General features: G+C 70.7%; 20 protein-coding genes and 3 pseudogenes. 11 read left to right on the top strand and 12 right to left on the bottom strand.

What is annotated here, in order from left to right:
- On the bottom strand, positions 1–2,403 hold a 2,403-nt coding region (locus tag ACRWND_RS26675; protein WP_431953721.1), incomplete at its 3' end, for a glycosyl hydrolase family 95 catalytic domain-containing protein.
- A 364-nt stretch (positions 2,404–2,767) separates the two neighbouring features.
- Positions 2,768–3,367, bottom strand: coding sequence for a hypothetical protein (locus ACRWND_RS26670; protein ID WP_431953719.1), 600 nt, complete (start codon positions 3,365–3,367; stop codon positions 2,768–2,770).
- Positions 3,368–4,418: 1,051 nt separating this feature from the next.
- Between ACRWND_RS26670 and ACRWND_RS26665 the strand changes: the two genes are divergently transcribed.
- Both ACRWND_RS26665 and ACRWND_RS26660 read left to right on the top strand, forming a co-directional pair.
- Positions 4,419–8,486, top strand: a complete 4,068-nt coding sequence (locus ACRWND_RS26665; RefSeq protein ID WP_431953727.1) for a carboxypeptidase regulatory-like domain-containing protein — start codon at positions 4,419–4,421, stop codon at positions 8,484–8,486.
- 433 nt (positions 8,487–8,919) lie between these two features.
- On the top strand, positions 8,920–10,566 hold the full coding sequence (locus tag ACRWND_RS26660; protein WP_431953717.1) for an alkaline phosphatase D family protein: 1,647 nt from the start codon (positions 8,920–8,922) through the stop codon (positions 10,564–10,566).
- 124 nt (positions 10,567–10,690) lie between these two features.
- On the opposite strand, the gene ACRWND_RS26655 is transcribed toward ACRWND_RS26660, so the two are convergent.
- The 3 genes from ACRWND_RS26655 to ACRWND_RS26645 all read right to left on the bottom strand — a co-directional run bounded on the left by ACRWND_RS26655 (position 10,691) and on the right by ACRWND_RS26645 (position 12,135).
- Positions 10,691–11,125, bottom strand: coding sequence for a DUF2267 domain-containing protein (locus ACRWND_RS26655; protein ID WP_431953715.1), 435 nt, complete (start codon positions 11,123–11,125; stop codon positions 10,691–10,693).
- Positions 11,126–11,203: 78 nt separating this feature from the next.
- The gene (locus ACRWND_RS26650) at positions 11,204–11,593 is read right to left on the bottom strand and encodes a DUF2267 domain-containing protein (RefSeq protein ID WP_431953725.1); all 390 of its coding nucleotides are present in this window, start codon (positions 11,591–11,593) and stop codon (positions 11,204–11,206) included.
- A gap of 107 nt (positions 11,594–11,700) precedes the next feature.
- A complete protein-coding gene (locus ACRWND_RS26645; RefSeq protein ID WP_431953713.1) occupies positions 11,701–12,135 on the bottom strand; it encodes an Hsp20/alpha crystallin family protein in 435 nt (144 codons plus the stop codon).
- Positions 12,136–12,212: 77 nt separating this feature from the next.
- Here ACRWND_RS26645 and ACRWND_RS26640 point away from each other — a divergent pair, with 77 nt between their 5' ends.
- Positions 12,213–12,938: an HSP18 transcriptional regulator gene (locus ACRWND_RS26640; protein WP_431953711.1), complete on the top strand. Its 726-nt coding sequence runs from the start codon at positions 12,213–12,215 to the stop codon at positions 12,936–12,938.
- A gap of 154 nt (positions 12,939–13,092) precedes the next feature.
- On the opposite strand, the gene ACRWND_RS26635 is transcribed toward ACRWND_RS26640, so the two are convergent.
- Complete coding sequence (locus tag ACRWND_RS26635; protein ID WP_431953709.1) at positions 13,093–13,257, bottom strand: hypothetical protein; 165 nt, start codon at positions 13,255–13,257, stop codon at positions 13,093–13,095.
- Between the two features lie 406 nt (positions 13,258–13,663).
- Here ACRWND_RS26635 and ACRWND_RS26630 point away from each other — a divergent pair, with 406 nt between their 5' ends.
- Positions 13,664–14,659, top strand: coding sequence for an NmrA/HSCARG family protein (locus ACRWND_RS26630; RefSeq protein WP_431953707.1), 996 nt, complete (start codon positions 13,664–13,666; stop codon positions 14,657–14,659).
- 291 nt (positions 14,660–14,950) lie between these two features.
- Here the strand turns inward: ACRWND_RS26630 and maeA are convergent, their stop codons facing one another.
- The 3 genes and pseudogenes from maeA to ACRWND_RS26615 all read right to left on the bottom strand — a co-directional run bounded on the left by maeA (position 14,951) and on the right by ACRWND_RS26615 (position 16,748).
- On the bottom strand, positions 14,951–15,892 hold the full coding sequence (maeA, locus tag ACRWND_RS26625; protein WP_431953705.1) for an oxaloacetate-decarboxylating malate dehydrogenase: 942 nt from the start codon (positions 15,890–15,892) through the stop codon (positions 14,951–14,953).
- Between the two features lie 37 nt (positions 15,893–15,929).
- A pseudogene (locus tag ACRWND_RS26620) lies at positions 15,930–16,208 on the bottom strand (NAD-dependent malic enzyme); the annotation flags it as partial.
- Positions 16,209–16,271: 63 nt separating this feature from the next.
- Positions 16,272–16,748 carry a winged helix-turn-helix transcriptional regulator gene (locus ACRWND_RS26615; RefSeq protein ID WP_431953703.1) on the bottom strand — a complete coding sequence of 159 codons (477 nt, stop codon included), beginning with the start codon at positions 16,746–16,748 and terminating at the stop codon, positions 16,272–16,274.
- Positions 16,749–16,950: 202 nt separating this feature from the next.
- On the opposite strand from ACRWND_RS26615, the gene ACRWND_RS26610 reads away from it, so the two are divergent.
- The 5 genes and pseudogenes from ACRWND_RS26610 (at position 16,951) to ACRWND_RS26590 (ending at position 20,802) form a co-directional block, all read left to right on the top strand.
- Positions 16,951–17,805, top strand: a complete 855-nt coding sequence (locus ACRWND_RS26610; protein WP_431953701.1) for an enoyl-CoA hydratase/isomerase family protein — start codon at positions 16,951–16,953, stop codon at positions 17,803–17,805.
- Positions 17,806–17,967: 162 nt separating this feature from the next.
- Positions 17,968–18,246 carry an alpha/beta hydrolase gene (locus tag ACRWND_RS26605; RefSeq protein WP_431953699.1) on the top strand — a complete coding sequence of 93 codons (279 nt, stop codon included), beginning with the start codon at positions 17,968–17,970 and terminating at the stop codon, positions 18,244–18,246.
- Positions 18,243–18,878 (top strand): alpha/beta hydrolase, encoded by a 636-nt coding sequence (locus tag ACRWND_RS26600; protein ID WP_431953697.1) that lies wholly within the window; start codon positions 18,243–18,245, stop codon positions 18,876–18,878. Before ACRWND_RS26605 ends, ACRWND_RS26600 begins: the two co-directional genes overlap by 4 nt.
- A 347-nt stretch (positions 18,879–19,225) precedes the next feature.
- A pseudogene (locus ACRWND_RS26595) lies at positions 19,226–19,370 on the top strand (IS256 family transposase); the annotation flags it as partial.
- Positions 19,371–19,770: 400 nt separating this feature from the next.
- Positions 19,771–20,802 carry an esterase-like activity of phytase family protein gene (locus tag ACRWND_RS26590; RefSeq protein WP_431953695.1) on the top strand — a complete coding sequence of 344 codons (1,032 nt, stop codon included), beginning with the start codon at positions 19,771–19,773 and terminating at the stop codon, positions 20,800–20,802.
- A 58-nt stretch (positions 20,803–20,860) separates the two neighbouring features.
- Here the strand turns inward: ACRWND_RS26590 and ACRWND_RS26585 are convergent, their stop codons facing one another.
- Positions 20,861–21,898 (bottom strand): SDR family NAD(P)-dependent oxidoreductase, encoded by a 1,038-nt coding sequence (locus tag ACRWND_RS26585; RefSeq protein WP_431953693.1) that lies wholly within the window; start codon positions 21,896–21,898, stop codon positions 20,861–20,863.
- Between the two features lie 658 nt (positions 21,899–22,556).
- Positions 22,557–23,000: a TetR/AcrR family transcriptional regulator gene (locus ACRWND_RS26580; RefSeq protein ID WP_431953691.1), complete on the bottom strand. Its 444-nt coding sequence runs from the start codon at positions 22,998–23,000 to the stop codon at positions 22,557–22,559.
- A 274-nt stretch (positions 23,001–23,274) separates the two neighbouring features.
- Between ACRWND_RS26580 and ACRWND_RS26575 the strand changes: the two genes are divergently transcribed.
- Both ACRWND_RS26575 and ACRWND_RS26570 read left to right on the top strand, forming a co-directional pair.
- Positions 23,275–24,039 (top strand): SDR family NAD(P)-dependent oxidoreductase, encoded by a 765-nt coding sequence (locus ACRWND_RS26575; protein WP_431953689.1) that lies wholly within the window; start codon positions 23,275–23,277, stop codon positions 24,037–24,039.
- A gap of 167 nt (positions 24,040–24,206) precedes the next feature.
- The gene (locus ACRWND_RS26570) at positions 24,207–24,830 is read left to right on the top strand and encodes an NAD(P)H-dependent oxidoreductase (protein ID WP_431953723.1); all 624 of its coding nucleotides are present in this window, start codon (positions 24,207–24,209) and stop codon (positions 24,828–24,830) included.
- On the opposite strand, the pseudogene ACRWND_RS26565 reads toward ACRWND_RS26570, so the two are convergent.
- A pseudogene (locus tag ACRWND_RS26565) lies at positions 24,773–25,258 on the bottom strand (TetR/AcrR family transcriptional regulator); the annotation flags it as partial. The gene ACRWND_RS26570 and the pseudogene ACRWND_RS26565 sit on opposite strands and share 58 nt — an antisense overlap.
- Positions 25,259–25,424: the final 166 nt, after the last annotated feature.

Below are 25,424 nucleotides of genomic sequence, written 5' to 3'. Positions count from 1 at the left end.
GCGAACGGTCACCGAGCCGCCGGGCTTGAGGGAGAGCCGCTTGCGGAAGCCGCCGGCGCGCAGCTCGGTCGTGGTCCCGCCCGTGCTACGGACGGTCGCCTCGGTCACCTTGCCGCCCCGCCAGGACAGGTCCACCTCGAAACCGCCGCGCGCGCCGGCACCGGTCACCGAACCCTTGGCCGCCCAGGCCGCGGGGAGCGCGGGCAGGAGCTCGATGACGCCCGGTCGGGAGTAGAGGATCATCTCCAGCGCGGCGGTGGCACCGCCCAGGTTCGCGTCGATCTGGAAGATCGTGTAACTGCCCTGGCTGTACATGTCGAACCAGTTGGCCGAGGTGCCGTTGCCGTTGGTGACGGAGGGCCGCAGGACCGTCAGGTAGAGCTGGTAGGCCTTCTCCGCGTCCTTCAGCCGCGCCCAGCACAGCGAGCGCCATGCGCATGCCCAGCCGTAGCTGTCCATGCCGCGGGCGGTGAGCAGTGCGCGGACGCCCTCGAGCAGCGCCGGGGAGGCGGTGTCGGCGGCGATGCGGTCACCCGGGTAGAAGCCGACCAGCGGGGACAGGTGCCGGTGCGTGACCTCGCCGAGGTTGTCGGGGGTCATCCATTCCTCGAGCCAGCCGGTCTTGGGGCTCACCCGGGGCAGGTAGAGCCGTTTCTGCATCGCGCCCAGCTCGGCGGCCAGTTCGGTGTCCCGGCCCAGCACGCGGGAAGCGGTCGTGAACTCCTCGAAGAGCTCCCACGCCAGTTCCTGCCCGTAGGTGTTGCCCTTCCGGTCCGGGCCGTGCTCCGGCGACCAGGACGTGTCGTCGATCAGGACCTCCCGCGACGCGCCGCTCTCGTCGGTGACGGTGGTGGGGATCAGCCGCGCCTGCCAGAACTCCGCCGCCCCTTTGAGGACCGGGTAGATCAGTTCCAGATACGCGCGGTCCTGGCTGTACTCGTAGTGCCGCCACAGCGAGTTGCACAGCCAGGCGTTGCCGGAGGGGTGCCAGGCCCAGCCGCTGCCGCCGTGGATGTTGGTGGAGAACGCGACAGCCCATCCGGCGATCTTCCCCGAGCTGTTGCGGAAGCGGTTGCGGGAGTCGTTGAACAGCCGTTTGGTGACGTCGGTCCAGACCGGCAGCTGCGACACGCAGTAGCGGGCGAGGGCGTACGCGTTCTCGCCGAGACCCGCCGGGTCGGCCAGCCAGTAGTTCATCTGGACGTTGATGTCGGTGTGGTAGTCGGCGTACCAGTCCGGGTTGTTGTTGTGCACCCAGATGCCCTGGAGGTTCATCGGCAGCCAGTCGCGGGAGCCGGTGATCGTCAGATAGCGCCCGTACTGGACGTAGGCCGCCTCCAGTTCCGGGTCCGGCGTGGAGGCGTCGGTGTACCGCACGGCTATGCGCGACCAGGAGTCCAGCGACCGCTGCAGTGGCGAGGACGTGCCCAGGTCGATGGTGAAGCGGTTGTAGAGCCGGTGGTAGTCGGAGACGTGGGTCTCCAGCAGCTTCCTCCCCGGAACCTTCGCCGCGGCGACTGTCTTGCCGCGGGCGACGGCCAGGGGATCGGTGCCCGGCTCGCGGAAGCCCTTCGCCGCGTCGGGGGAGTAGTCGGTGCCGCCGCACACCACGATCAGCAGTTCACGGCAACCGGCGAAGGACAGTTTGTCGCCCTCCACGCCGACCCGGCCCGAGGAGCTGACCGCCGTGACCGCGGCGGCGTAGCGCAGCCCGTTCTTCAGCGTCCCCGAGAAGGAGAGCTGACCCTCGCCGCCCGTGGTGGTCTCGTCGTGTGTGCCGGACAGCGAGATCGTGCCGGTGTGCGGGCCGCCGGTGAGCCGGACGACGACCACGTCGTCCGGGTGGCTGGCGTACACCTCGCGGCGGTAGTGGTCGCCCCGGCACTGGTACGTCGCGGAGACCACGCCGTTGCTCAGGTCGAGTTGGCGGCGGTAGGAGCTCACCTCCTTGCCGGAGTGGCCGGGCAGCGCGATCCGCAGCTTGGCAAGGAGGCCGAAGCTGCCGAAGTCGTCGGGGCCGTAATGAAGTTGGCCGTCGTCGGTCAGGGTGTCGTTGCTGCCGCCGGTCCAGAACGCGCCGTCGGTGAGGTAGAGGAAGTCGTCAGCCGGATCACAGCCGACGAGCGCGCCCATCCGGCCGTTGCCCACGGGCAGCGCCTCTTGGATGATGCGCGCCTCGCTGGCGGGCGTCCGGTACCAGAGGGACGTGGCCTTGCCCTCCGGGACGATGTCCACGCTGGACGGGCGGGTGGGAGCGGCGTGTGCGGCGAAGGGCGGGAGACCGGCCGACAGGGCGAGGCCTCCGCCAGTGGCGCCGGCGATGCGGAGGAAGTCACGGCGGGAGGAAGCAGACACGGCAAGGGTGCCCTTTCGGGGGGTGCGGGAGCCCGGAGAAGTATTCATAAAAAACCAACTCCTTCTGCCCAAGTCAACGGCTGACGGCAAATCAACCCGATCTTTGCTTTCGCTGCGGCCAAACTTATGCCCCTTTAGTTCGTTATTTCCGATCGGGAGTTCGGAGGTTGCAGCCCCGTAGACATCCGTAGATCGGATGTCTACGGGGTGGATTGCCGACGAGGACGTCGCGCCGCCACTCGCGGCGCGCCCGCGATCCACACGCCCGGCGTTCGTGAACCCGAACCACCACGGCGAGAGGGGCGTCCGCGGGAGCGTGAAGGCCGACCGGCGCGCGCCGCCAACGCGAAGGAGCCCCCTCCCGGACCGGGAGGGGGCGTTGCGCCGACAGGTGGCCTCGTGGGCGGTCGGCTCAGATCGTCGGGGTGTCGTCGACGTGTTCCTGGTGCAGTTCGAGGACGAACTTCCAGCCGGCGCTGGCCTCCATGAACCGTACGCGGGTGGGGTAGATGTCCAGGGCGCGGCGGTCGCGGTTCTGGCCGCCGTTGCCCTTGCGTCCGCGGGCCGGCTCCTCGAACAGGTCGATCTTCACGTCCGGGACGGAGACGACCTCCTCGTCCCAGCGCTGGACGATGCCCGCGCCGAACGCCTCCCTGGCGGCGGCGTACAGCGACTCCAGGGACTCCTGGTTCCCGCCCGGCACGAAGAGGGCGAGGTTGAGGAGGACTCCGGCGCTCTGAAGAACCTCGATCTCCTCCCCCGCCTCGTCGGCGACCCATATCCCGGGCTCTTCGGCGTTGTCGGGCAGGATGTGGATCTCGTCGCCGAAGACGGTCCTCGCGGTGAAGGACCCGCCTTCGAAGCTCTTGCCCGACTTGGTCAGCGTCGCCGGTGCGTAGCAGTCGAGCCGGAGCTCCTCCGTCTGCGCCGTGACGAAGATCTTGTCCTGGAGGCCCAGCTCCGACACCTCCGCGGCCGTGAGGCGTCGGGCTGCAACCTTCTCGGTGTTCACGTGCTTTCCCTTCTTCGTGTAGCCAAGGACGTCGGCGGTCCGCGCCGCGCCGCGGCCAGGGGCCACACGCCGGACGCACCAAGAGGTGACATCCAGTCACATGACCGCTGACGCGGACGCGTTGGGAGTACCGCCCCGGCGAGATCCCGGGGTGTCCGGCTCCCCGTGCCGGGACGTGCGACGGGCGCACGGCAGGCAGGAGGAGCCACGCGCGGTGAGTGTAGTGGGCAGGTCTGACAGTGCGTCGGCGAGAGCGACGGCATCGGGCCGGTGCCGGGCGACCGCCACGGACGCAGGTTCGCGGTGGGGGAGCTGGAGCGGCGGTGCGCGGGCCCGCACCGGTGAGTGAACGGCCATGAGCCGCACGCATGGAGCATGGGCCGGCGGGGCCGGCTCGCCTGCTGGGGGGGGCCGGGCTCCCGGCCCGTACCGGGCCCGCCTGGGCGGGGGGCCCGCGACCGCGAGGGCCGTCCGGACACGGAGCGTGCGCTCGAAACGCGGTGGCGGCGCCGCACTGGCTCAATCCTGGCCGCCGGCCGGCCCCGCGGTCGGCACGGGTACGTCTTCGCGTGCGGACCGCCCGCCGCCGAGTCGCCGCCCTCGGGGCGGGTTGATCAGCGCGAACAGCCGAGCGGGCCGGGGAGAGCGCCTGTGGTCGCTGGCGGCTTCACGACGCGTGTCGTATTCACGCCTTCGACACGTTGAGTGATCGGTCGTGAAGGAACGAGGTCCGGTGTTCACGCAGTGCACACGGGCAGGCACCGATTCCGCCCAGAACATCGGACAACCCATCCCGGAGTGTGTGCTCTTGGTGTGCGCATGGTGACGCTCGGTCATGGGCGTCATTGAGCCGCATCGTTGACATGAACATCACCTACCTCGCTAATGGGCTCCCGTGGCGGACGCTCTCGAGTTCGCCTCGTCAGGAGCCGCACACGGCTCGCGATCCCTGCAACCACGCATGGGAGACATGTTGTTCAGATCACCAGGAACCACCGACCCGGTCCGTCGACCGATCACCAGAGCCATGGCCTTCCTCGGCGCCGCCGCGATCGCGGTGCTCGGAGTGCAGGCGGCGCCGGCATCGGCCGCGGGTGCCACGAGCACCAAGCCCGCCGCCTCGGCCACCGGCGTCCGCCGCTCCTACGACCCGGCCTGCGACTCGGCGGAGCCCGGCCACTTCAGCTGCTTCGCCCTGCGCCGCACCGACGTGAAGCAGGCCAAGGGCCTGATGCCCGCGGTGGACACGCCGGCCGGACACGGCGCGACCGATCTGCAGAGTGCCTACGACCTGCCGCCTGACGGCGGTGGCGGACAGACCGTCGCCATCATCGACGCCTTCGACGACCCGACCGCGGAGGCGGACCTCGCCGTCTACCGGGCCCAGTTCGGACTGCCGGCCTGCACCACGGACAACGGCTGCTTCCGCAAGGTCGACCAGCGCGGTGGCACCGACTACCCGGTGCCGGACCCCGGCTGGGCCGGCGAGATCTCGCTCGACCTCGACATGGTCTCCGCCATCGCGCCCAACGCGCACATCCTGCTGGTCGAGGCCGACGACAACAGCTTCGAGAACCTGGCCGCGGCCGTCGACCAGGCCGTCGCGCTCGGTGCGAAGTACATTTCGAACTCGTACGGCACCGACTACCGCGGCGGGTTCGGCGAGGACCCGTCCGAGGTCACGGAGCTGGACGCCCACTACAACCACCCCGGCGTCGCGATCACCGCGTCCAGCGGCGACTACGGCTACGGCGTGTCCTACCCGGCCGCCTCGCAGTTCGTGACCGCGGTCGGTGGCACCACCCTGACGCGAGCCTCGTCGACGCCGCGCGGCTGGACCGAGTCGGCTTGGACCTACGCCGGTTCCGGGTGTTCCCTGTACGAGCCCAAGCCCGCCTTCCAGCACGACACCGGCTGTGACAACCGGGCGGTGGCCGACGTGTCGGCCGTCGCGGAGGACGTGGCGGTCTACCAGACCTACGGCCACAACGGCTGGGCGGTCTACGGCGGCACCAGCGTCTCGGCGCCCATCATCGCCTCGGTGTACGCCGCCGCCGGCACCCCCGTCGCCGGCTCGTACCCGAACGCCTACCCGTACGAGGCCGGTACCGGTCTCAACGACATCACCACGGGCAGCAACGGAAATTGCTCCCCGTCGTACCTGTGCAACGGCGCCGAGGGCTTCGACGGCCCGACCGGTCTCGGCACGCCCGCCGGACTGAGCGCGTTCCGCACCGGCGCGCACGGCGTGATCTCCGGAACCGTGACCGACAGCGCCACCGGCAAGCCGGTCAGCGGCGCCACGGTCACGGCGGGCACCGGCGTCGCCCGCACCAACGCCTCCGGCGCGTACACCCTGACCGTGCCCACCGGCACCTACGACCTCTCCGTCGAGGCGTTCGGCTACGCCGCGGGCTCGGCCGACGAGGTCGTGGTCGACGAGGACGCGACGGTCACCAGGAACTTCGCCCTGACCGCGGTGCCGAGCCAGACGATCGCCGGCAAGGTCACCGACGGCTCCGGCCACGGCTGGCCGCTCTACGCCAAGATCACCGCGGACGGCGTCCCCGGGGCGGTGTGGACGGACCCAGCGACCGGCTCGTACAGCCTGGACCTGCCCGAGGGGCACTCCTACACCCTGCACGTCGCGGCGGCCACCGCCGGCTACAAGGCCGTCAGCAAGACGATCAGCGTCGGCGGTTCCGCGCAGACGGTGAGCGTCACGGTCCCGGTGGACTCCTGGACGGCCCCACCCGGATACCGGGTCGACGTGGCAGGCACCACCGAATCGTTCACCGCCACCGACGCACCGCCCGCCGGCTGGGCGGTCGTCAATGCCAAGGGCACCACGGGCGGCTGGCAGTTCGACGACCCGGGCGGCCGGGGGAACCACACCGGTGGTGACGGTGCCTTCGCCATCGTCGACAGCGACTACTTCGGCGAAGCCGGCGCCCAGGACACCTCGCTGGTCAGCCCGGTCTACGACTTCACCGGGATGAACGATCCCGAGGTGGCCTTCGACACCCAGTACAAATCGTTCTTCGGCCAGACCGCGACCCTCGAGGCGACCGCTGACGGCGGCAAGACCTGGAGCACGGTCTGGTCGCCCGGATCGGACGTCAGCGGTGACCACATCGAGGCATCGCTGGCCGACTTCGCCGGCAAGGCCGAGGTGCAGCTGCGCTTCCACTTCAGCGGAAACTTCGGCTGGTGGTGGGCCGTCGACAACGTCCTCGTCGGCGACCGGCACCTCACCGCCGTCCCGGCCGGCCTGGTCGTGGGCACCGTGACCGACGCCAACACCGGTGACGGCATCGTCGGCGCCACGGTCACCAGCCAGGACAAGCCCACCGAGAACACCATCACGACCGCCACACCCGACGACCCGAACCTGCCCGACGGCTTCTACTCGTTCGTCTCGACCGCCTTCGGCAGCCACCCCTACGTCGCCGCCAAGGCGAAGTACACCGCGCTGACCAAGAACGTCAAGGCCGGGGCCGACAGCGCCGTCCAGGCGAACTTCAAGCTCAAGGCCGGGAAGGTCACCGTCACTCCGGCTTCCGTCGCCGCCTCCGTGGCCTGGGGCGGTTCCAGGACGCAGAACCTGACCGTCAAGAACACCGGCGGCGCCGCCGCCACGGTCAAACTGGGCGAGCAGTCCGGTGGCTTCACCCAACAGGCCAAGGGCGCCGACCTGCAGGCCGTCAAGGGTGACTTCACCCCGCTGTCCAGCAAGGCCCATGCGGCGGCCGGCAAGGCCGCACCGTCCGCGGCCGCCTCCGCCGGCGACGCGTGGCAGGCGGCCCCGAACATGCCGGCCGCCCTGATGGACAACGCCGTCGACACACTGGACGGCAAGATCTACTCGGCCTTCGGCTTCAACGGGTCGAGCGACGTCAAGGACCTGTACGTGCTCGATCCGGTCGCCGGCAGCTGGACGAAGCTGGCGAGCGCCTCCGCCACCCGGGAAGCCCCCGCGCACGGCTTCATCGACGGCAAGCTCTACGTTGCCGGCGGCTGGGGCGAGAACGGTTACCCGGTCGCGAAGCTGGAGATCTACGACCCCGAGTCGGACAGCTGGACCACGGGCGCGTCCGCGCCCAAGCCGTACTCCGGTTCCGGCACCGCCGTCCTGGACGGCAAGCTCTACATGATCGGCGGCTGCGGCGACGACTTCTGCGGCACGACCGACGCCAGCGTCTACGACGCGGCCTCCGACAGCTGGTCCCAGATCGCCGCCTACCCCGAGCCCATCGCGTGGGAGGCGTGCGGTGCCATCAACGGCCTGATCTACTGCGCCGGCGGTCTGGGCTCGAGCGACAACGACATCGTCCACTCCTACGTCTACGACCCGGGTGCCGACAGCTGGTCGCAGCTCGCCGACGTCCCGGCCCCGCAGTGGGGTTCGTCCTACACAGCGGCCAACGGCCAGCTGCTGATGGTCGGCGGTGTCGGCAACATGGCCCTCACCAACCGCGGCCAGGCCTTCGACCCGATTTCCGGCACCTGGGACACCCTGCCCAACGCCACCGTCCCGACCTACCGCGGTGGTGGCGCACCCGGCTTCTACAAGGTCGGCGGCGGTGACGCCCCCGGCAGGCCGACCAACAGGGTCGAGCTGCTGCCCGGCTACGACCAGGGCGGTTCGAGCGAGGTCGACTGGCTGAGCACGAGCGTGCAGCAGCTCACCCTCGAGCCGGGCGCGAGCGCGACCGTCACCGTCACGCTGAACGCCGCCGCGGAGTCGGTGACCCAGCCCGGTGACCTGACCGCGAGCCTGGTCCTGGCCACCGACACGCCTTACCTCTCTGCCCCCGTCCCGGTCAGCCTGCACGTCAACCCGCCCAAGACCTGGGGGAAGATCAGCGGCGTCGTCATGGGCAACAAGGCCGGCGGCGGCAGCGCACCGCTGGCAGGGGCGACCGTGCAGATCGACAGCTGGGCCACGAGCTACACGCTCACCACGTCCGCCGACGGCACGTACGCCCTGTGGCTCGACGTCCGCAACAACCCGCTCACCGTCATCGTCGCCAAGGACGGCTACCAGCCGACCGTCACGACGGTGAAGCTGAAGAAGGGAGCGACGGTCACCGCCGACTTCACCTTGAAGCGCAAGTAGCCAGGCGGGCGCCGGAACCGGTGCCGGCGGCCCCTTGCCAGGGGCCGCCGCGCACCCCGGAGCGCACCTGGCCGCACGGCCTCGGCCGGTCCCCCTCGGGGGGGCGGCCTCGCCGCGACCGAACCCTTTGGGGACGGGTCTGCCGAGCGGCGTCCGCGACCGCTACGCGCGGGAGTGGAACAGCGTTCCGGCCGGCGTCGTCCCGACCGGCCTGGGCCGTCGGCGGTGTGGTCAACCACCGCTACCAGGTGACGAGTTCGTGCGGGGATCGTGAAGGGCGAGACCCGGCAACCGCGGTGGGCCAACGGTCACCGGGCATACATGTACGCGCCACCCTCCCGGTGACCGCGTGCCGCCCTGCACCACTGCAATGCCCTGACATCACCGGCCGGGCGACAACGGCCGTACACCACGTCAGGGAGCGCGCACCCATATGAAGCCTTCCGCAGCACCCATCTCGTCCGGGCACTCCGCCGCACTGCGCGATGCCGTACGCCACATGGACAGACGCCGCTTCCTCACCGTCACCGGCGCGGCGGCCACACTGGCGTTCGCCGTGAACATCCCGCTGGGCGGGACCGCCGCGGCGGCCGAGGCGAGCGCGGCCCGGATCACCGAGAACCCCTTCACGCTCGGCGTGGCGTCGGGCGACCCGATGCCCGACTCGGTGCTGCTGTGGACCCGGCTCGCCCCCCGTCCGTACGAGAGCGGCAGCGGCCTGCCGCAGAAGCGCTTCACTGTGCGCTGGGAACTCGCCCACGACGAGCGTTTCACCCGCGTGGCCAGGCGTGGCACCGCCGACGCGCACCCGGAGTACAACCACGCCGTGCACGTGGAGGTGGAGGGCCTGGACCCCGACCGCGTCCTGTACTACCGGTTCCGCGTGGGCCAGTGGACGAGCCCCGTGGGCCGCACCCGCACCGCCCCGTCGAAGGGCGCCCGCCTGAGCGAACTGCGTCTGGCGGCGGTGTCCTGCCAGGCCTACCACGACGGCTACTTCACCGCCTACCGTCATCTGGCGGACGAGGACGTCGACGCCGTCTTCCACCTCGGGGACTACCTCTACGAGTACGCGGTGACCGCCACCGGCGGCGCCCGGGCCTACACCGACCGCCTGCTGCCCTCGCACTTCAACCGCGAGACGGTCACGCTGGAGGACTACCGGCTCCGCTACGCCCTGTACAAGTCGGACCCCGACCTGATGGCGGCCCACGCGGCGCACCCGTTCGTGGTCACCTGGGACGACCACGAGACGGAGAACAACTACGCGGACGGCACTCCCGAGAATGAGGTGCCCACGGAGGAGTTCCTGCTGCGGCGGGCCTCGGCCTACCGCGCGTACTGGGAGAACCAGCCGTTGCGCCGTCGCCAGCTCCCGCACGGCCCCGACGCCCAGCTCTACCGGCGTCTGCAGTTCGGGCGGCTCGCCCAGTTCGACATCCTCGACACCCGCCAGTACCGCTCCGACCAGGCGTACGGCGACGGCTGGCAGGTCCCGGGACCGCAGTCGCAGGATCCGGCCCGCACGATGACGGGCGCGACCCAGGAGCGCTGGCTCATCGACGGCTGGCGCGCCTCCAAGGCGACCTGGAACATCGTTCCCCAGCAGGTCACCTTCGCCCAGCGCAAGGACCGCGGCACGCCCGACTTCAAGGTCTCCATGGACTCCTGGGACGGTTACCCGGCCTCCCGGCAGCGCCTCCTGGACGGCTGGGAGGCCTCCGGCCGGGACAACCTCGTCGTCCTCACCGGTGACGTCCACGTCCACTACGGCTTCGACATCAAGAAGGACTTCGACGACCCGGCGTCGAAGACCCTCGGCACCGAGATCGTCACCAGCTCGATCACCAGTGGCAAGGACGGCTCCGACCAGCCGTCCAACTGGGCTGCCTACATGCAGGCCAACCCGCACCTGAGGTTCTACAACGGCCGCCGCGGCTACGCCCTGGTGACCCTCGGCAAGGACGCCGCCCGCGCCGACTTCAAGACGGTGTCCGCGGTGACCACGCCCGGCGCCCCGATCACCACGGCCGGCTCCTTCGTCACCGAGGCCGGCAACCCGGGACTCACGCCCGCCTGACACCGACGGGTCGCGGGACACGGCAAGGCCCCGGGGGCATTCCCGGGGCCTTGCCGCGCCTCTGCTCGGTGCTTCAGCGCGCCTCTCCACCGGAGGGCGCGGGTCGAAGCCGGGCGCAGCGCCCCTACCCGGTCGGCGCCAGTTCGGCGCGGCCGAAGAGCAGGGCGTACCCCCCGGGCAGCTGCGCGAGGACGCGGCTGACGAGGTCCTCCCCGGCCAGACGCCGGAGTACCGTGAGAACGGTCCCGGCGTCCCACCGTGCGGCACCGGGTGTGCTGCCCGTGCGGACGGCCAGCTCGCTGACGAAGGCGGATCCGGTGAGCGGCTCCGTGCGGGGCACCTGGGCGGTGAACTCCAGGGCGGCCTCGATGGGGAGCCGGGCGGCGAGGGCGACGCGTTCGTCGCCGGTCAACTGCCGGCCCAGGCCGGCCAGCACCTCACGCACTGCCTGCTCGGCGCGCTCGTGTGTGGCGTAGGCGCCCTCGTGGCGGACGCGCTCGACCAGAGCGTCGAACGTCGTTGCCGGGGCGGGGGAGTCCACTGGGCGCTGCGGGGACATCGACGTGCCTTCCTCCGTGTCGTAGGGGGGATGGGGTGTTGAGCGGCCGGGGGCGTGCCCGCCCCCGGCGACGTGGGCTCAGACCGGCTCGAGCCGGCCGAACAGAAGGTCGTAGCCGGGCGGCAACTGCAGGAGGAGCCGCCGCAACAGGTCCGGTCCCGCCTCGTCCGCGACCACGCTGAGGACGGCGCCGACGTCCCACCGGGCGGTCTGTTCTGTGGCGCCTTCGATCCAGGCGGCGGTGGCCCGCACGAAACGCTCCGCGTCCAGCGGCTCGGCCGCCCTGAGAGGGTTGAGCAGGATGAGTGCGTACGTCTCCGGCACGCAGGCGGCGAGCTCGGCGCGCTCCTCGCCGACCACGTGGGCGCCCAGCAGCCCGAGCACCACGCGGGCCGCCCGGTCGGCTTCCTGCGTGGTCGGGTACTGGCCGCGTTCCTGGACACGTTTCAGGAACACATCAGTTCGCATAGCCACGGTTTCCCCCTTGGGTGGTGCGGATGCGGAGGACGGAACCGCGGTGAGGGAGACCGCTGCCCGTCCTCCGCCGCATGGGTGCCCGGGTAGGACGCCGGAACTCAGCCGCTGATCTGCTTGCGGTCGCCGCCGGACGCAATCGCGATCTTGCGGGGCTTGGCCCGCTCGGCGATCGGGATGCGCAGGGTCAGGACACCGGCATCGTAGTTCGCCTCGATGTTCTCGGTGTCCAAGGTGTCGGCGAGCACGAGCTGCCGGGAGAAGACGCCGAGGGGACGCTCGGACAGCTCCATCTGCACGTTGTCGGCCTTGGCGACGGGGCGTCGTTCGGCCTTGACCGTGAGCATGTTGCGCTCGACGTCGATGTCGATCGCGTCGGGCATGACGCCGGGCAGGTCGAGGGCGATCACGTACTGGTCGCCCTCGCGGTACGCGTCCATCGGCATCGTCGAGGGCCGCGTCCAGGTGCCGGACGTACCCAGCAACTGCTGGGTCAGACGGTCCAGTTCACGGAACGGGTCGGTGCGCATCAACATGTGAAACACCTCCAAGCGTTCGGGTTGTGCCGCCAATGCGCTTCACCTCACTTCCGTTGTAGCATGTCATCGAAACGATGACAAATCTTGAAGTCGTCGAGCAGATGACGAAGAGGAGTGGCCCCGTGGATGCCACCGAGCCCCCAGCGCCGTTGGACGGCCATGACGGCCGTCCCGTGCCCCTCCCCGCCGCAGCGGCGGCTTTGCGGTCCATCGACCATGCCCTGCGCGAGGCTCGTGCCGTGGACGCGAGACTGTCGCCGCCCTGCGCCGGCGACGCGGAACAGGCCCTGGCCTCCTTGCTGCTGCTGCGGCAGGTACGTGAGCAGCTCGCCGGTTGGGAGCGAGGGCTGATCGTCACCGCCAGAGCCGCCGGGGCCAGCTGGGCCGACCTGGCCGGTCCGCTGGGGGTCGCCAGTCGTCAGGCCGCCGAACGCCGCTATCTGCGACTGCAGCCGGGAGCGGCGGGCAGCACCGGTGAGCAGCGCGTGAAGGCGACCAGGGACCGGCGTGCCGCCGATCGCACCGTCACCGCCTGGGCGCGCGACCATGCCGCTGACCTGCGCCGTCTCGCCGCTCACGTCACCGCGCTGACCGACCTCCCGCCCGGCGCCGGCTCCGCCGTCGCCGCCGTCGACGAAGCCCTCGCCCACGACGACGCGGCTCGCCTCGTGGCGCCCCTCGCGGCCACCCACGTGCACCTGCGGCCCCGGCATCCGGAGGTCGCGGCGCGCGTCGAAGCCCTCACCCGGCACGCCGAGCAGCTGCGCCGGCAGAGCGACGACCAGCGGCGCGGCGGCTGAAGCCGCCTGGGCGGCGCCTCGCGGCCGGTCGCCGGGGCCGAGAAGTCGACGGAGCGGCCGACGTCGGCCCACTTCTGGTCCTCGCTGGTGAGGGCCTGCATGGGCGGCGACGCGGTCCACGGCGTGGCCGCCGAGGACAAGGTGGAGCGGGGGCTCAGGGGTCGGCCAGGTCGAGGAAGACGCGCGCGACTTTGGCCGGGCCGATCGGCTCCGTCCCCGTCCACCCGCGAAGGTGCTTGGCCGGCGCGCCGACGGTGGGTTCGTAGGCGGCGTCGTACTCCGGGATCTCCATCGAGGACCCGGCCCAGTCGGTGCGCATGCCGCCGGGCTCGGCGAGCGCGACGCGTCCCGCGGGGACACCTCCTGGTGCAGCACGCTGGAGAAGCCCTCGGCGGCGAACCTCACGGCACGGCCTGCAGCCGGTCGCCCTCGCCCGGATCTACGCGCAGGACCCGCGCCTCGCCGCCCACGTCGACTTCCCAGCGGAGATGGCATCCCTCCTCACCGTCGTCATCACCAGAAGCGCCGTCTCCCCTGCCGCGCAGGTAAAAGCCCGTCAGAACTCTCCTGAGACGTGACGTTCGTCCCGTGGCAGCCTCTCCGGCGTGGGAGGGCGATGCGCGCGCCTCGGCCGTCGATGCGGGGCCGTCGACCCGAATCCTTGATGAGTCAAGTATTGTGCTCCGTGAGCAAGCGGATCCCTTCTCAGGAGTACGGGAGCAGACGTGTCGGAACAACGAGTCATCGCGGTCGTCGGAGCGACGGGGCGGCAGGGCGGCGGCCTGGTGGACGCCATCCTCGCCGACACGGAAGGGCAGTTCAGGGTGCGGGCCCTGACCAGGGACGCGTCCTCTCCTGCAGCTCGGCGGCTCGCGTCGCGGGGTGCTGAGGTCGTCGCGGCCGATCTGGACGACGAGCCCAGCCTGGTCGCCGCCCTGGAGGGGGCGCACGGAGCCTTCGTCATGACGAACTTCTGGGCCGAACTGACTCCGGAGCAAGAAGCGGCCAGGTCCCGGGTCGACATGGAGCTGGAGCAGGCCGCCAACGCGGCGCGGGCGGCCAGGGCGGCCGGCGTCCGTCACGTCGTGTGGTCCTCTCTGGAGGACACGCGGCCCTTCTTCGAGCGCACCGGCGACAGGGTCCCGCGGCCCATGGCCGGATACACAGTGCCCCACATGGATGTGAAGGCCGCGGCGGACGCCTTCTTCGACGAGATGGAGGTGCCCACGACCTTCCTGCGCACGGCCTGGTTCTACGAGAACCTGTTCCTGGGAATGGGGCCCGTCCGCACCGAAGAAGGCGAGCTCATCCTCACCATCCCGCTCGCCCACCACAGGCTCGCCGCACATGCGGCGGCCGACATCGGCCGCACGGCTCTGGGCCTCTTCCGGGCCGGCCCCGAGTACATCGGCAGGACCGTGGGCATCGCGGGTGACCACCTGACCGGGGAGGAGATGGCCGCGGCGCTGTCCGACGCCGTCGGCGAGAAGGTCGCCTACCGCCCTTACACGTGGGACGAGTTCCGCGGCTTCGGCTTCCCGCACGCGGTGGAGTTCGCCAACAACCTGCAGTTCATGGCGGAGAACGAGGCGGAGTTCACCGCGGCACGCGATGTGGAGTGGACTCGCGGGATCAACCCGCGGCTGGAGTCCTTCACGTCCTGGGCGCAGGACCACAAGGAGGCCCTGCGCGCCCTGAACGCTGAGAGGTCGCGCGGATAGGCGGGGTGGAGGAAGGAGCGGGTCGAGGGCCGAGTTTGGCAAGGCGGAGAAGGGAGACGCAGCGGAGCTGCGGCGACCGACGACAACGCCGCCAGGCGAGAGCCGTCGACCCGCGACGCCGGCCCGCCTATCCGTGTGGTCTCTTAGGTGCGGCCCGGCCGCCATCACGGCTGCGGCGGCCACCGGCACCAAGGCGAGTAGGTGGGCGTCCGGAAGACCAGGGTGACGGCCCCGCCCCGCCGGCGGGGCCAAGGGGGGCACGGGCCGTCGGCCTCGTGGGGTGCCGCGGGATCAGACGGCCCTGATGGGCCGGTAGGACGGCGTCCACATGGCTGCCCGGATGCGCTCTTCGATGCGCTCGTCGACCGTCGCGCGGGCCACGCCGTCGTCCGCGGCGGCCCGGGCGACAGCGACGGCGACCGCGACCGACGTCTCGTGGAGCTGTGTGATCAGCGGCAGGATCGGAGCGCCGGCGATGGTGGCGTCGGTCTGCGCGGCGACGGCGTGTGCGGCCGCGGTCAGCATGGCGTCGGTGACGCGGTCGGCCTCGGCGACCAGGGCGCCCAGGCCGAGTCCGGGGAAGACCAGCGCGTTGTTGGCCTGCCCGACCTGGTAGGTGACGCCCCCCTGGTCGACCGGGCCGAAGGGGCTGCCGGTGGCGATCAGGGCGCGGCCCTCGGACCAGGCCAGGAGGTCGGCGGGGACGGCCTCGGCCAGACGGGTCGGGTTGGACATGGGCAGGATGATCGGCCGGTCGGCGTGCGCGGCCATGGTGCGGACGATGTCCTCGGTGAAGGCGCCGCCCTGGCCGGAGGTGCCGATCAAGATGGTGGGCCGCACGCGTGCGACCACTTCGGCCAACGGGATGCCGCTGATGGCGTCGTCGTGGTGCCAGCCCTCGACGTCGGCCGCAGCGCGGGCGTAACGCAGTTGGAAGTCGCGGATATCGCGCTGCCCCGCGGTGAGCAGCCCGTGCCGGTCCAGTGCCCAGATCCGGGCGGTGGCCTGCTCGGGACTCAGCCCGTCGGCGACGAGCGCGTCCCGCAGTTGGTCCGCGACGCCGATGCCCGCGGTGCCGGCGCCGAAGACGACGATGCGGTGCTCGCGCAGAGGAAGGCCACTGGCCGCGACGCCGGACAGGACGGCGGCCAGATTGACGGCGCCGCTGCCCTGGATGTCGTCGTTGAAGGTGAGGACCTTCTCGTGGTAGCGCATCCAGGATGCGGCGGGCATTGGCCGGGCCGAAGTCCTCCCAGTGCAGCAGTGCCTTGGGGAACAGCGCCGTGGCCGTGCTGACGAAGGCGTCGATGAAGGAGTCGTAGGTCTCCCGGTCGACGCGCCTGTGGTGCGTGCCGAGGTAGAGGGGGTCGCCGAGGAGTTCCTCGCGGTTGGTGCCCACGTCCAGCATCACCGCGAGGGTGCGGTGCGGGTCGATGCCCGCGGCAGCGGTGTAGACGGCGAGCTTGCCGACCGCGATGTCGATGCCGCCCACGCCCCAGTCGCCGATGCCGAGAATGGCTTCGCCGTCGGTGGTGACGATGAGGTCCACGTCGTCGGGGCCGAGCCCGGAGGCGCGCAGGGAGCGTTCGATGTCCTGGGGGGGCGTCGGCGCTCAGGTAGATGCCGCGGGGCCGGCGGTACTCGCTCCGGAGGTGGTCCGGATCTCGACTTCGTCGACCGTGAGAGCGCGCCCGTCATGGGCCCGCATCTCCAGCCGTGCCACCGCCTTGCCGTCCCTGGTGTCGACCAGCTGCAGCCGATCCTCCTCGCCGTCGAAGAGGTGGGCCTCGCCCCACTGCCGTAGCGCCACCAACGCGACCCTCAGCGCCTTCCCCTTCTCGGTGAGCCGGTACTGGTGGTAGGCGCTGCCGTCGGAAGCCGGCTCTATCGTGAGGACCCCCGCCTCCACCAGCTTGCTCAGCCGTGCGCTGAGGATGTTGCGCGCGCACCCCAGGCTGCGCTGGAAGTCGCTGAACCGGCTCACTCCGTTCAGGGCGTCCCGGACGATGAGCATCGACCACCAGTCGCCCACCTCGCTGAGCGACCGGGCGATCGGGCAGGTCGAGTCGCTGAGATCCGTCTTCCGCATCGGTGCGTCCTCTCTCGGTGTGTCAGGTTTCAAATTTAAACCAAAGCACGGGCAAGCGGAGCGGATGGCCGTGTGTGACGGCCGGTCCCACGGAACGCGACTTCGGGAAGCGTGCCGTAACGTCCGGTTGCATTTTTAAACCAGGTGTGCTCATGATGACGAGGACGGGCGTCCACCGAGGGCCCGCGACGGAGGAAGTGAAATGCCTGACGATGTCATGCCGCGGACGGAGACCATCCGCACGCGTGCCGACGGCGGTGTCCTGTACGCGACGTTCGACGCCCCGCCTCTCAACCTGATCGGTCCGGAACTCGTCCGGGACCTGGTCGCCCTCATCGGCCATCTGAGCGGTCCCACCCCCTACCGAGCGGTGGTGTTCGACAGCGCCGACCCGGACTTCTTCCTGCCGCACGTGGACCTGACCAAGGTCCCCGAGTACACCGCCGAGGCCGCCAAGGCCGGCGGCCCCGGCGACGCCTCGCTCGGCATGCTCTTCCAGCGCCTGAGCCGCCTGCCGGTCGTCACCATCGGCAAGCTGCGCGGCCGTGCCCGCGGTGCGGGCAGCGAGTTCCTGCTCGCCTGCGACGTCCGCTTCGCGGCGAGGGAGACCGCGGTCCTGGGCCAGCCCGAGGTGGGCTTCGGGGCACCGCCCGGCGCGGGCGGCGTCGAGCGTCTGGCCCGGCTGATGGGCACCGGCCGCACCCTGGAGGTGCTGCTGGGCGCCGACGACTACACCGCCGATCTCGCCGAGCGCTACGGCTGGATCAACCGGGCCGTGCCCGACGCCGAACTCGACGACGTCGTCGACCGGTTCGCCCACCGTGTGGCCAGCTTCCCCGCGGACGCCGTCACCGCCACCAAGGCGGCCGTCATCCGTGTCGACGCGCCGTCCGACGACGAGATCCGCGCTGCCGCCGTCGTCTTCCAGCACCTGGTCCGCGAAGGCTCCGTCGGCACCCGCGCCGCCTGGTTGTTCCAGAACGGCCTGCAGACGCGCGGCGAGACCGAACGGGAACTGGGCCGGGCGATGGCCGCCATCCCCTCCGACCTGAACTGATCCGCAGACTGCTCGCAGCCCTCCTCGTGACCGCCGGCGCGAAACGCACCTCCGACGCAGTCGTGCGAACGTCCCCTCAGGACCCCGGCGACAGCCACTTCTCCATGACCTCCGGTCGCCCCGGGACGACAGCGGCTGGACCGAACCGAAAGGGTGTTCACCTTGACCGAGCGCATCGACGTACAGATCCCCCTGCCCGACGGCATCGAACTGGCCGCCTGGCTGTTCCTTCCTGACAACGCCGACAAGCCGTTGCCCGCCGTCACCATGGCCCACGGCTTCGGCGGTACCCGCTACCACGGCATCGAGCACATCGCCCGGCGCATCAGCGAGGCCGGTTACGCGGTCCTGCTGCACGACCACCGTAACTTCGGCGACAGCCAAGGCACCCCCCGCCACGACATCGACCCCCACCAGCAGATCGCGGACTGGCGGGGGTGATCACCTATCTGGGCACCCGCGACGAGGTCGACGAACAGCGCATCGGCATCTGGGGATCCAGCTACGCCGGCGGACACACCCTGGTCCTCGGGGCGACCGACCGCCGCATCAAGGCCGTCTACGCACAGGTCCCCACGGTCAGCGGCTACGAGACCGGACTGCGCCGCGTGCCGCCGCACGAGGTGGGCGCTCTGAACGACCGCTTCAACCAGGACGAACGCGACCAGCTGGCCGGCAAGCCGCCCGTCTACGTGCCGTTCGTCGACGCCGACCCCGGCAACCAGGCGGCCTACCGCCAGAAGAGCGCGGTGGAGTTCTACCTGAACTGGGCGCCGGAGGACAAGTGGACCAACGAGGTCACCCTGCAATCCAACCGCCGGGCCCGCGCCTATGAACCCGGGCAGTGGATCTCCCGCATCGCGCCCACCCCGCTGCTGATGCTCGTGGCCAAGGACGACGACGTCGCCCCCACCGACATCGCCCTCGACGGCTTCGACCGCGCCCGGGAGCCGAAGAAGCTCGTCCTCATGGACGGCGACCACTTCTCGCCCTACGTCGAGCAGTTCGAACTCTCCTCGTCGGCCGCGATCGACTGGTTCGACACCCACCTCAAGCCCGGGCGGAAGCAGTAGAGCCGACGTGGCAGGAGATCGGGTACGGGGCATCCGCGTCCCCAGGGCCGCCTTTCTGAGCCACGTCGTGTCACCGCGTTCGTCATCGCGTGCCTCCGTCGCGGTGGTCTCTGCGCTCACGACGCACGCGCGACGGTCATGGCAGCCTCCTCCACCTCGACCCGCCGGAGCACACCCGGATCCGCCGCATGGTGGACCGGACGTTCCCCCCGCGCTCCGTGGACATTCGCCGACGCGTGCCGTGCCCCGCCGCTCGCGGGCGCGCCCGGAGCCGACCGCCGTACAGCCGCGGCGTCGGCGAACGGGCACGGTCGGCCGTCGCGGCCCGGTCGCCCGCACACTGCTCTCACCGGGCACGCACCGTGGTCACGGCCGCCGGGACGGTGGAGGTGAGGGCGCCGCGGGTGAACGGCCGACGCTTCGGCGAGGCGGCCAGGGAGGGCAAAGCGGTTCTCCGCGACGTTCCTGCCGCCGTGGTGCCGCTTGCCGCCGGTTCGGAGGCGACGTCCTGGTGCCGCGTTCTGCAAGGATCACGACATGACCGATCGACGCCGCGCCGCCGCCGCGTCCCGCTCGCCCTTGGCCGAACCCGTCCGGCTCGACCTGTCCGATCGTCACCATCACGCTGCTGGAACGCAGGAACGCCCCGGTGTCTCAGCCCGTATGCGCCTCCTGACCGACGCTCCGTCGCGAACGCCCGGTACGGCCGCGCTGCCCGGCGAGGGAAGGAGCGCCGGGCCCGGCGGTGCTGCTGCGGCACCCAGGAAGATTTTACGAGTTCGTAACGCGCTGTACGACGCGCGTAGACAAGAGTGCTTGCAACCCAGTTAAGCTACAACGGAATTGAGAGGGACGGTCTGTGCGTTTGCACGTCCTTGCAGCATCCCTGTTGATGGCGGTCGCCTCGCTGGCCACTATTTCCTCAGCTCAAGCCATCGGTGCGAGCGGCAACCCCCACGGCGCTCCAGGCGGCACCGACAGCGCCTGTTCCCGGTGGGTCAACGTGGAAGGATTCTCCGACCACCTCGACAAGACCGTGCTGGGCGGCGTTCCGGTCTCCGAACTGTCAGGACTGACCTACGACACCAACGGACAGCTTCTGGCGGTGGCCGACGATTCGTTCCTTTTCACCCTCGACGCCGGCAGTAAGCGGCCGGTCTCGGTCCAGCCGGTGGCGTACCCCGACGGTACTTCCGTGGATGCCGAAGCGATCGCCGTCGACCATGACGGCACCCGGCTGATCACTGACGAGACGCAGCCGGCCATCAACCGCTTCACCCGCTCCGGGCGACTCCTCGAGTCGTTGCCGGTGCCGGACGCACTCAAGGTGGCGCCTCTCGGCCGGGCCGCGGACAACTTGACGTTCGAAGGAATGGCGTTGCTGCCCGAGGGCCGCACCCTCGTTGCCTCCATGGAAGGCGCCCTCGAAGGCGACGGCACCGACATCCGGCGATTCCAGACCTGGCACCGCGCCGGCCACAGCGGAAAGTTCCACATAGGCCCGCAGTACGCCTTCCAGACCGACCCCGGCCTGGACATCTCCGACATCTCCTCCACCGGAGACGGCCGACTGCTGGTCCTCGAACGCGGCTACACCCCGGACGTCGGCAACACCGTACGGCTGTACCTGGCCGATGTGAGGCACGCCACAGACGTCAGCAAGAAGGAGGCGGTGCCCACCGGTCGGCAGAAGCTGAAACTGGTCCACCGCACGCTGCTCGCCGACATAGGAGACTGCCCGTCACTCGGAGCCACCGCGAAGCAGCCCCAACCGAACCCCCTGCTCGACAATATCGAGGCCATCACCGTCACTGGTCGTACTCGGGACGGAAGGGTGAAACTGCTGCTCGTCAGCGATGACAATCAGCGCTCGACGCAGATCACGCGGCTGTACTCACTCGACGCACGGCTGCCGAAGCCGTAACCGACCTGGCATCGCGCATCGCTGCCCGACGGGCCGGGCGTACGCCTGCGCTCTGCCACTACACGAAGGCCGGGCCGGGACTCCCCGTTCGGAGCCCGGCCCAGGCAGCCGCGGTGAGTTGCCGGCCCGGCGGCGGGCCTTGTGCAGGCACGTCCCGAGCGTGCGCGTGCTCGAACCGTCCGCGACCTCGATGTGCGCCCGTGCGGGCTGGAGTTGGCCGCGGGCGTGTAACCCGGATTGTCGCTGCCCGCGTGTCCGCCTGCGTCGAGGGGGCCTTCTGCCGTGGTGGTGGACGTGCTTCGTCGATCAGAGGTTGTTGATCAGGCCACCGTCCACACGCAGGATGGCTCCGCTGACGTAGTCGGAGTGCGGCCCCGCCAGGTAGAGGACCGCGGCCGCGACCTCCTCGGGACGGCCCAACCGGTCCTGGTCGTTGGGTATGAGATCCCGGGCGGCATCGCGCTCGACCTGCTCCCACGTCTCGCCCCAGCCGCGAGCGGGAGCGATCTCCGTCCTTGACCGCGTCGACGAGGATGGCGCCGGGGGCCACCACGTTCGACGTCACGCCGGTGCCCTTGAGCTCGCGGGCCAGCGAGACGGCCAGGTTGTGTCGCGCCGCGAGCGTCGCGTTGTAGTGCGGATGGCCCGGCATCGGCTTGATCGCCAGCCCGCCGCCGATCTGGATGACGCGTCCCCAGCCGCGCTCGCGCATCTGCGGCACGAGACGCTTGATCATGCGCACGCCGGAGACCACGTTGACCTCGTAGGTCTCGCGCCAGTCCTCCTCCGTGGCGTCCGTCCATGACACATGGCGGTAGAAACCGGCGTTGTTCACCAGGATGTCGATCGGGCCCCCGGCCAGTGCCGCCTCCGCGACAGCGTCCGCGCCGGCGTTGGTCGCGAGATCGCCGATGGCGACCTCGGCGCGCCCGCCGGCCGCGCGGATGGCCTCGGCCACGGCGTGCGTGCGCTCCTCGTTGCGTCCCTGGACGACCACCGTGGCGCCCTCGGTGGCCAGCAACTTCGCCGTGGCAGCCCCCAGCCCGGAACTCGATCCCGTCACCAGGGCCCGCCGGTTCGTCAACTGGTAATCCATGGTCTTTCCTCTTCGGTTGCGGACCGTGTCTACATTTGTAGACCTCGAGTGAAGTATACGTACGTAGACATGTGCTCGTGCGTGCGCCTCGCTCTCGGAGGGGTAGAGGTGTGTGGCAGTGCGGCGGAGCCGTAGTGGGCGCGGCCCCGGGCCGCAGGTGACGGCTTTCCCTCGGCCCCGAGTCCGGACGACCGATAGGCACTGTGGTGCGTGACGCATGCCGCATCAGGGGGCGACGGGGTGGGGCTGCCCTTCGCCTTCGCCAGCCACCTCTCCGGGCGCAACGCGCCCTCACCAGCATGCACACCCTGGCCGCCGGCGACGACCGCGAGGCGCGGCGGCAGGCCCTCGCGATGATCCGGCTGCGCGCTGGCCGGCTCGGTGTGCTCCCCTCGTCGGAGGGGGTAGGCCTACCCCTGCAGCGCAGCTGGTGGTGCCCGATAGTGGCGCGCCGGTCCCGCGCACCCGTCTCGTCCGCGCGACCCCCGGCGACTCCTTCGCGCCGGGGCATGTTTCGTCTCCGCACCCCGTGCAGGGCGCAGGGCGTCGGAGTTCAGCGTTGGAGGGCGCCGTGTGCGGTCGCGGCGACGGCCATGAGCGCGGCGCGGTCGGGGTTCCCGGTGCCCATGACGCGCAGGCCGTGCATCGTCATGACGAATTAGCGGGCCAGCTCCCGCGGGTCGCGCCTGTCGGACAGGTGTCCGTCCGCCTGGGCCTCGGCGATGACCTGGTGCAGCGCGTCCTCCAGCATGTCCGCGGTCGACTGGACGGGCGAGGAGGCCTGCGGGTCGCGGGCGATCCGGCCCGCCACGGCGCCGACGGTCAGGCAGGCGAGCCTACTGTCGTCGCGCACGATCTCGTCGATGGCGGCCACCAGGACGTACCGCAGCAGTTCCAGGCCGGAGGCGCCCTGGCGGGGGAACTCCACGAGGGGCAGGGCGTAGTACTGCCGGCAACGGTCCATGGCGGTCAGGTAGAGGCCTTCCTCGCTGCCGAACGCCGCGTACTGCGAGTCCCGGCCCACGCCTGTGGCCTCGACCGGGTGCTGGATCGACGTGCCGTCGTAGCCGTTGCGGCGGAAGGCGTTCATCGTCGCCTCCACGGCCTTCTCCGTGTCGAACTCTCTCAGGCGTGCCGTGAGAGCAGAGCATACGCCTGCATGGAACGAACGGTACAGATTGCCTGGTCGGGTGAGTCGCGGCTCGGCGAAGCTCTCCATATTGTGTACTGACCGATCGTTCCTAATGTAGGGTGCCGGACGGTGGGGCGTAGGAGGGCAGTCATACGCCGCGACCCGCGTATGCGGACAGCCCCTCGCCCCTCAGCCATCCCGGCAGGCGTGATCCCGTGCCGCCGGGCAACGAACGGAGACACACATGACGAACCGTCTGCAGTCCAAGGTCATCATCGTGACCGGAGGCACGTCCGGCATGGGCGCCGCCTTCGCCCGCCGCGCCTCGTCGGAGGGCGCGACCGTGCTCATCGGAGCCCGCGACAAGGCGCGCGGGGAGGAGACAGCCGCGGAGATCGCGGCGCAGGGCGGCACGGCCCTGTTCGTCCCGACGGACGTGACCGTCGAGGAGGAGGTGGCCCATCTCGTCGACGTCGCGGTGAAGGAGTTCGGCGGGCTGCACGGCGCCTTCAACAACGCCGGCGGCGGCGACAGTCAGCGCCCGATCCGGGACATCGACGGGCCGTTCTGGCACAACGTCCTGGCCCTCAACCTGACCAGCGTGTTCTACAGCCTGAAGCACGAGATCCCGGCGATGGCGGCCAGCGGCGGCGGCTCCATTGTCAACAACGCGTCGGTGGTCGGTGTGGTGGGTGACCCCGGGGCGGCTGCGTACGCGGCTGCCAAGCACGGTGTGGTCGGCCTCACCCGTTCCGCGGCACTGGAGGCCGCCAAGGAGAAGGTGCGGGTCAACGCCCTGGTGACCGGCCTGGTGAACACGCCGCTGTGGCAGGGCTTCACCGCGTCGAACCCCGATGCCGCCAACGCCCTCCTGGCCCGGCAGCCGACCGGCCGGGCCGCCGACGAGGCGGAGATCGCCGCGTTCGCGACGTTCCTGCTCGGCGACGAGAGCCCGTTCATCACCGGCGCGGCACTGGCCATCGACGGCGCCCTGACCGCCGGATACTGACCCCGGCCGGACACCCCGGGTCGTCCGCCTCCGACATACGCCGCGCTCGGCGCCACGTCGTAGGCCGGGAGCGGCTCGGGTGTCCCCTCCTGCGCAGGGCGACGTCCTGCGGTCAGCGGATCGATGCGCCCACCTCCCATGGGGCGCATCGATCCGTCTCTCTTCCTCTGCTCCGCCCCGATGACTCGGCCACGTCGTCAGGGCCCGACTCGGCCGCCGCCCTCTCCGTCTGCGGCAGCCCCTCCACCGCCTCCCGCACCGCGCGGCTGCTGCGCCACCTCGACGACCGGTCCATGGCGCACGGGCACGAGGTTATTCCGCTGGACGTCCGCACGCACCCGCCGCTGCACGCGGACGCCGCCCACCCGGCGATCACCGAAGCCGTCGGCCTGTTCGCGCAGGCGGAGGGAGCCGTGATCGGCATACCCCCGGTCTGCAAAGCCGCCCACACCGGACTGCTGCAGTCGCTGCTCGACGTACTCCCTCAGGACGCGCTCGCCGACAAGACCGTCCTCCCGCTGGTCACCGGCACCACGGCCCACATCCTGGCCCTCGACTACGCCCTGCTCGCGCACCCTCCTCGCTCATGCGGGCCGGACGGTTGGCGGCAGCAGGGCGGGCGAACGGCCGGTTCCAGGGCGGCGTTGCCGAGGTGTCAGTGGTCGTGGACGCGGGCGTCAGGCAGACAGTCAAGAGCGTCGAGGGCGGTCTCGACGACGGCCATGAGCGACGCCCGATCGGACTGGATGGACCCCATGACCCGTAGGCCGTGCATCGTCATGATCAGGTAGCGGGCGAGGGTGCGCGCGTCCTGCTTGGCGGACAGTTGCCCGTTCGCCTGCGCCTCCGCGACGACCTGGTACAGCGCGTCCTCGAGCATCTCCGTGGTCGACTGCACGTGCGCGGTCACCTGGGGGTCTTGGGCGATCCGCCCCACCGCGGCGCCGACGATCAGACACGCACGCCGGCTGCCGTCCCGTACGACCTCGTCCACCGCCGCCACCAGGACCTCGTGCAGCAGCTCGCGGCTCGGGGCGCCCTGGCGCAGGACGTCGACCAGGGGAAGGGCGTAATACTCCCGGTAGCGGTCCATGGCTGCCAGGTACAGCCCCTCCTTGCTGCCGAAGGCCGCGTAGAGGGAGCCCCGGCCGACACCGGTGACGTCCACCAGATCCTGGATCGATGTGCCGTCGTAGCCGTTGCGGCGGAAGGCGTTCATCGCGGCCTCGACGGCCTTCTCGGTGTCGAACTCCCTCATGCGTGCCATGCGGGGGAGTTTATGCCAACCTGAATGAACGATCAAGATTGGCTCAACCGCGGGGTTCAGGTCCCTCGGACGGCTCGCGGGGACGGCGTCGGGCGTCTGAGGCGAACGCATGACCTGG

Origin of the sequence: Actinacidiphila sp. bgisy167 (assembly GCF_965342175.1) — a bacterium.
Classification (GTDB): Bacteria; Actinomycetota; Actinomycetes; order Streptomycetales; family Streptomycetaceae; genus Actinacidiphila.
This window is presented reverse-complemented; position numbering and strand designations above follow the sequence as displayed.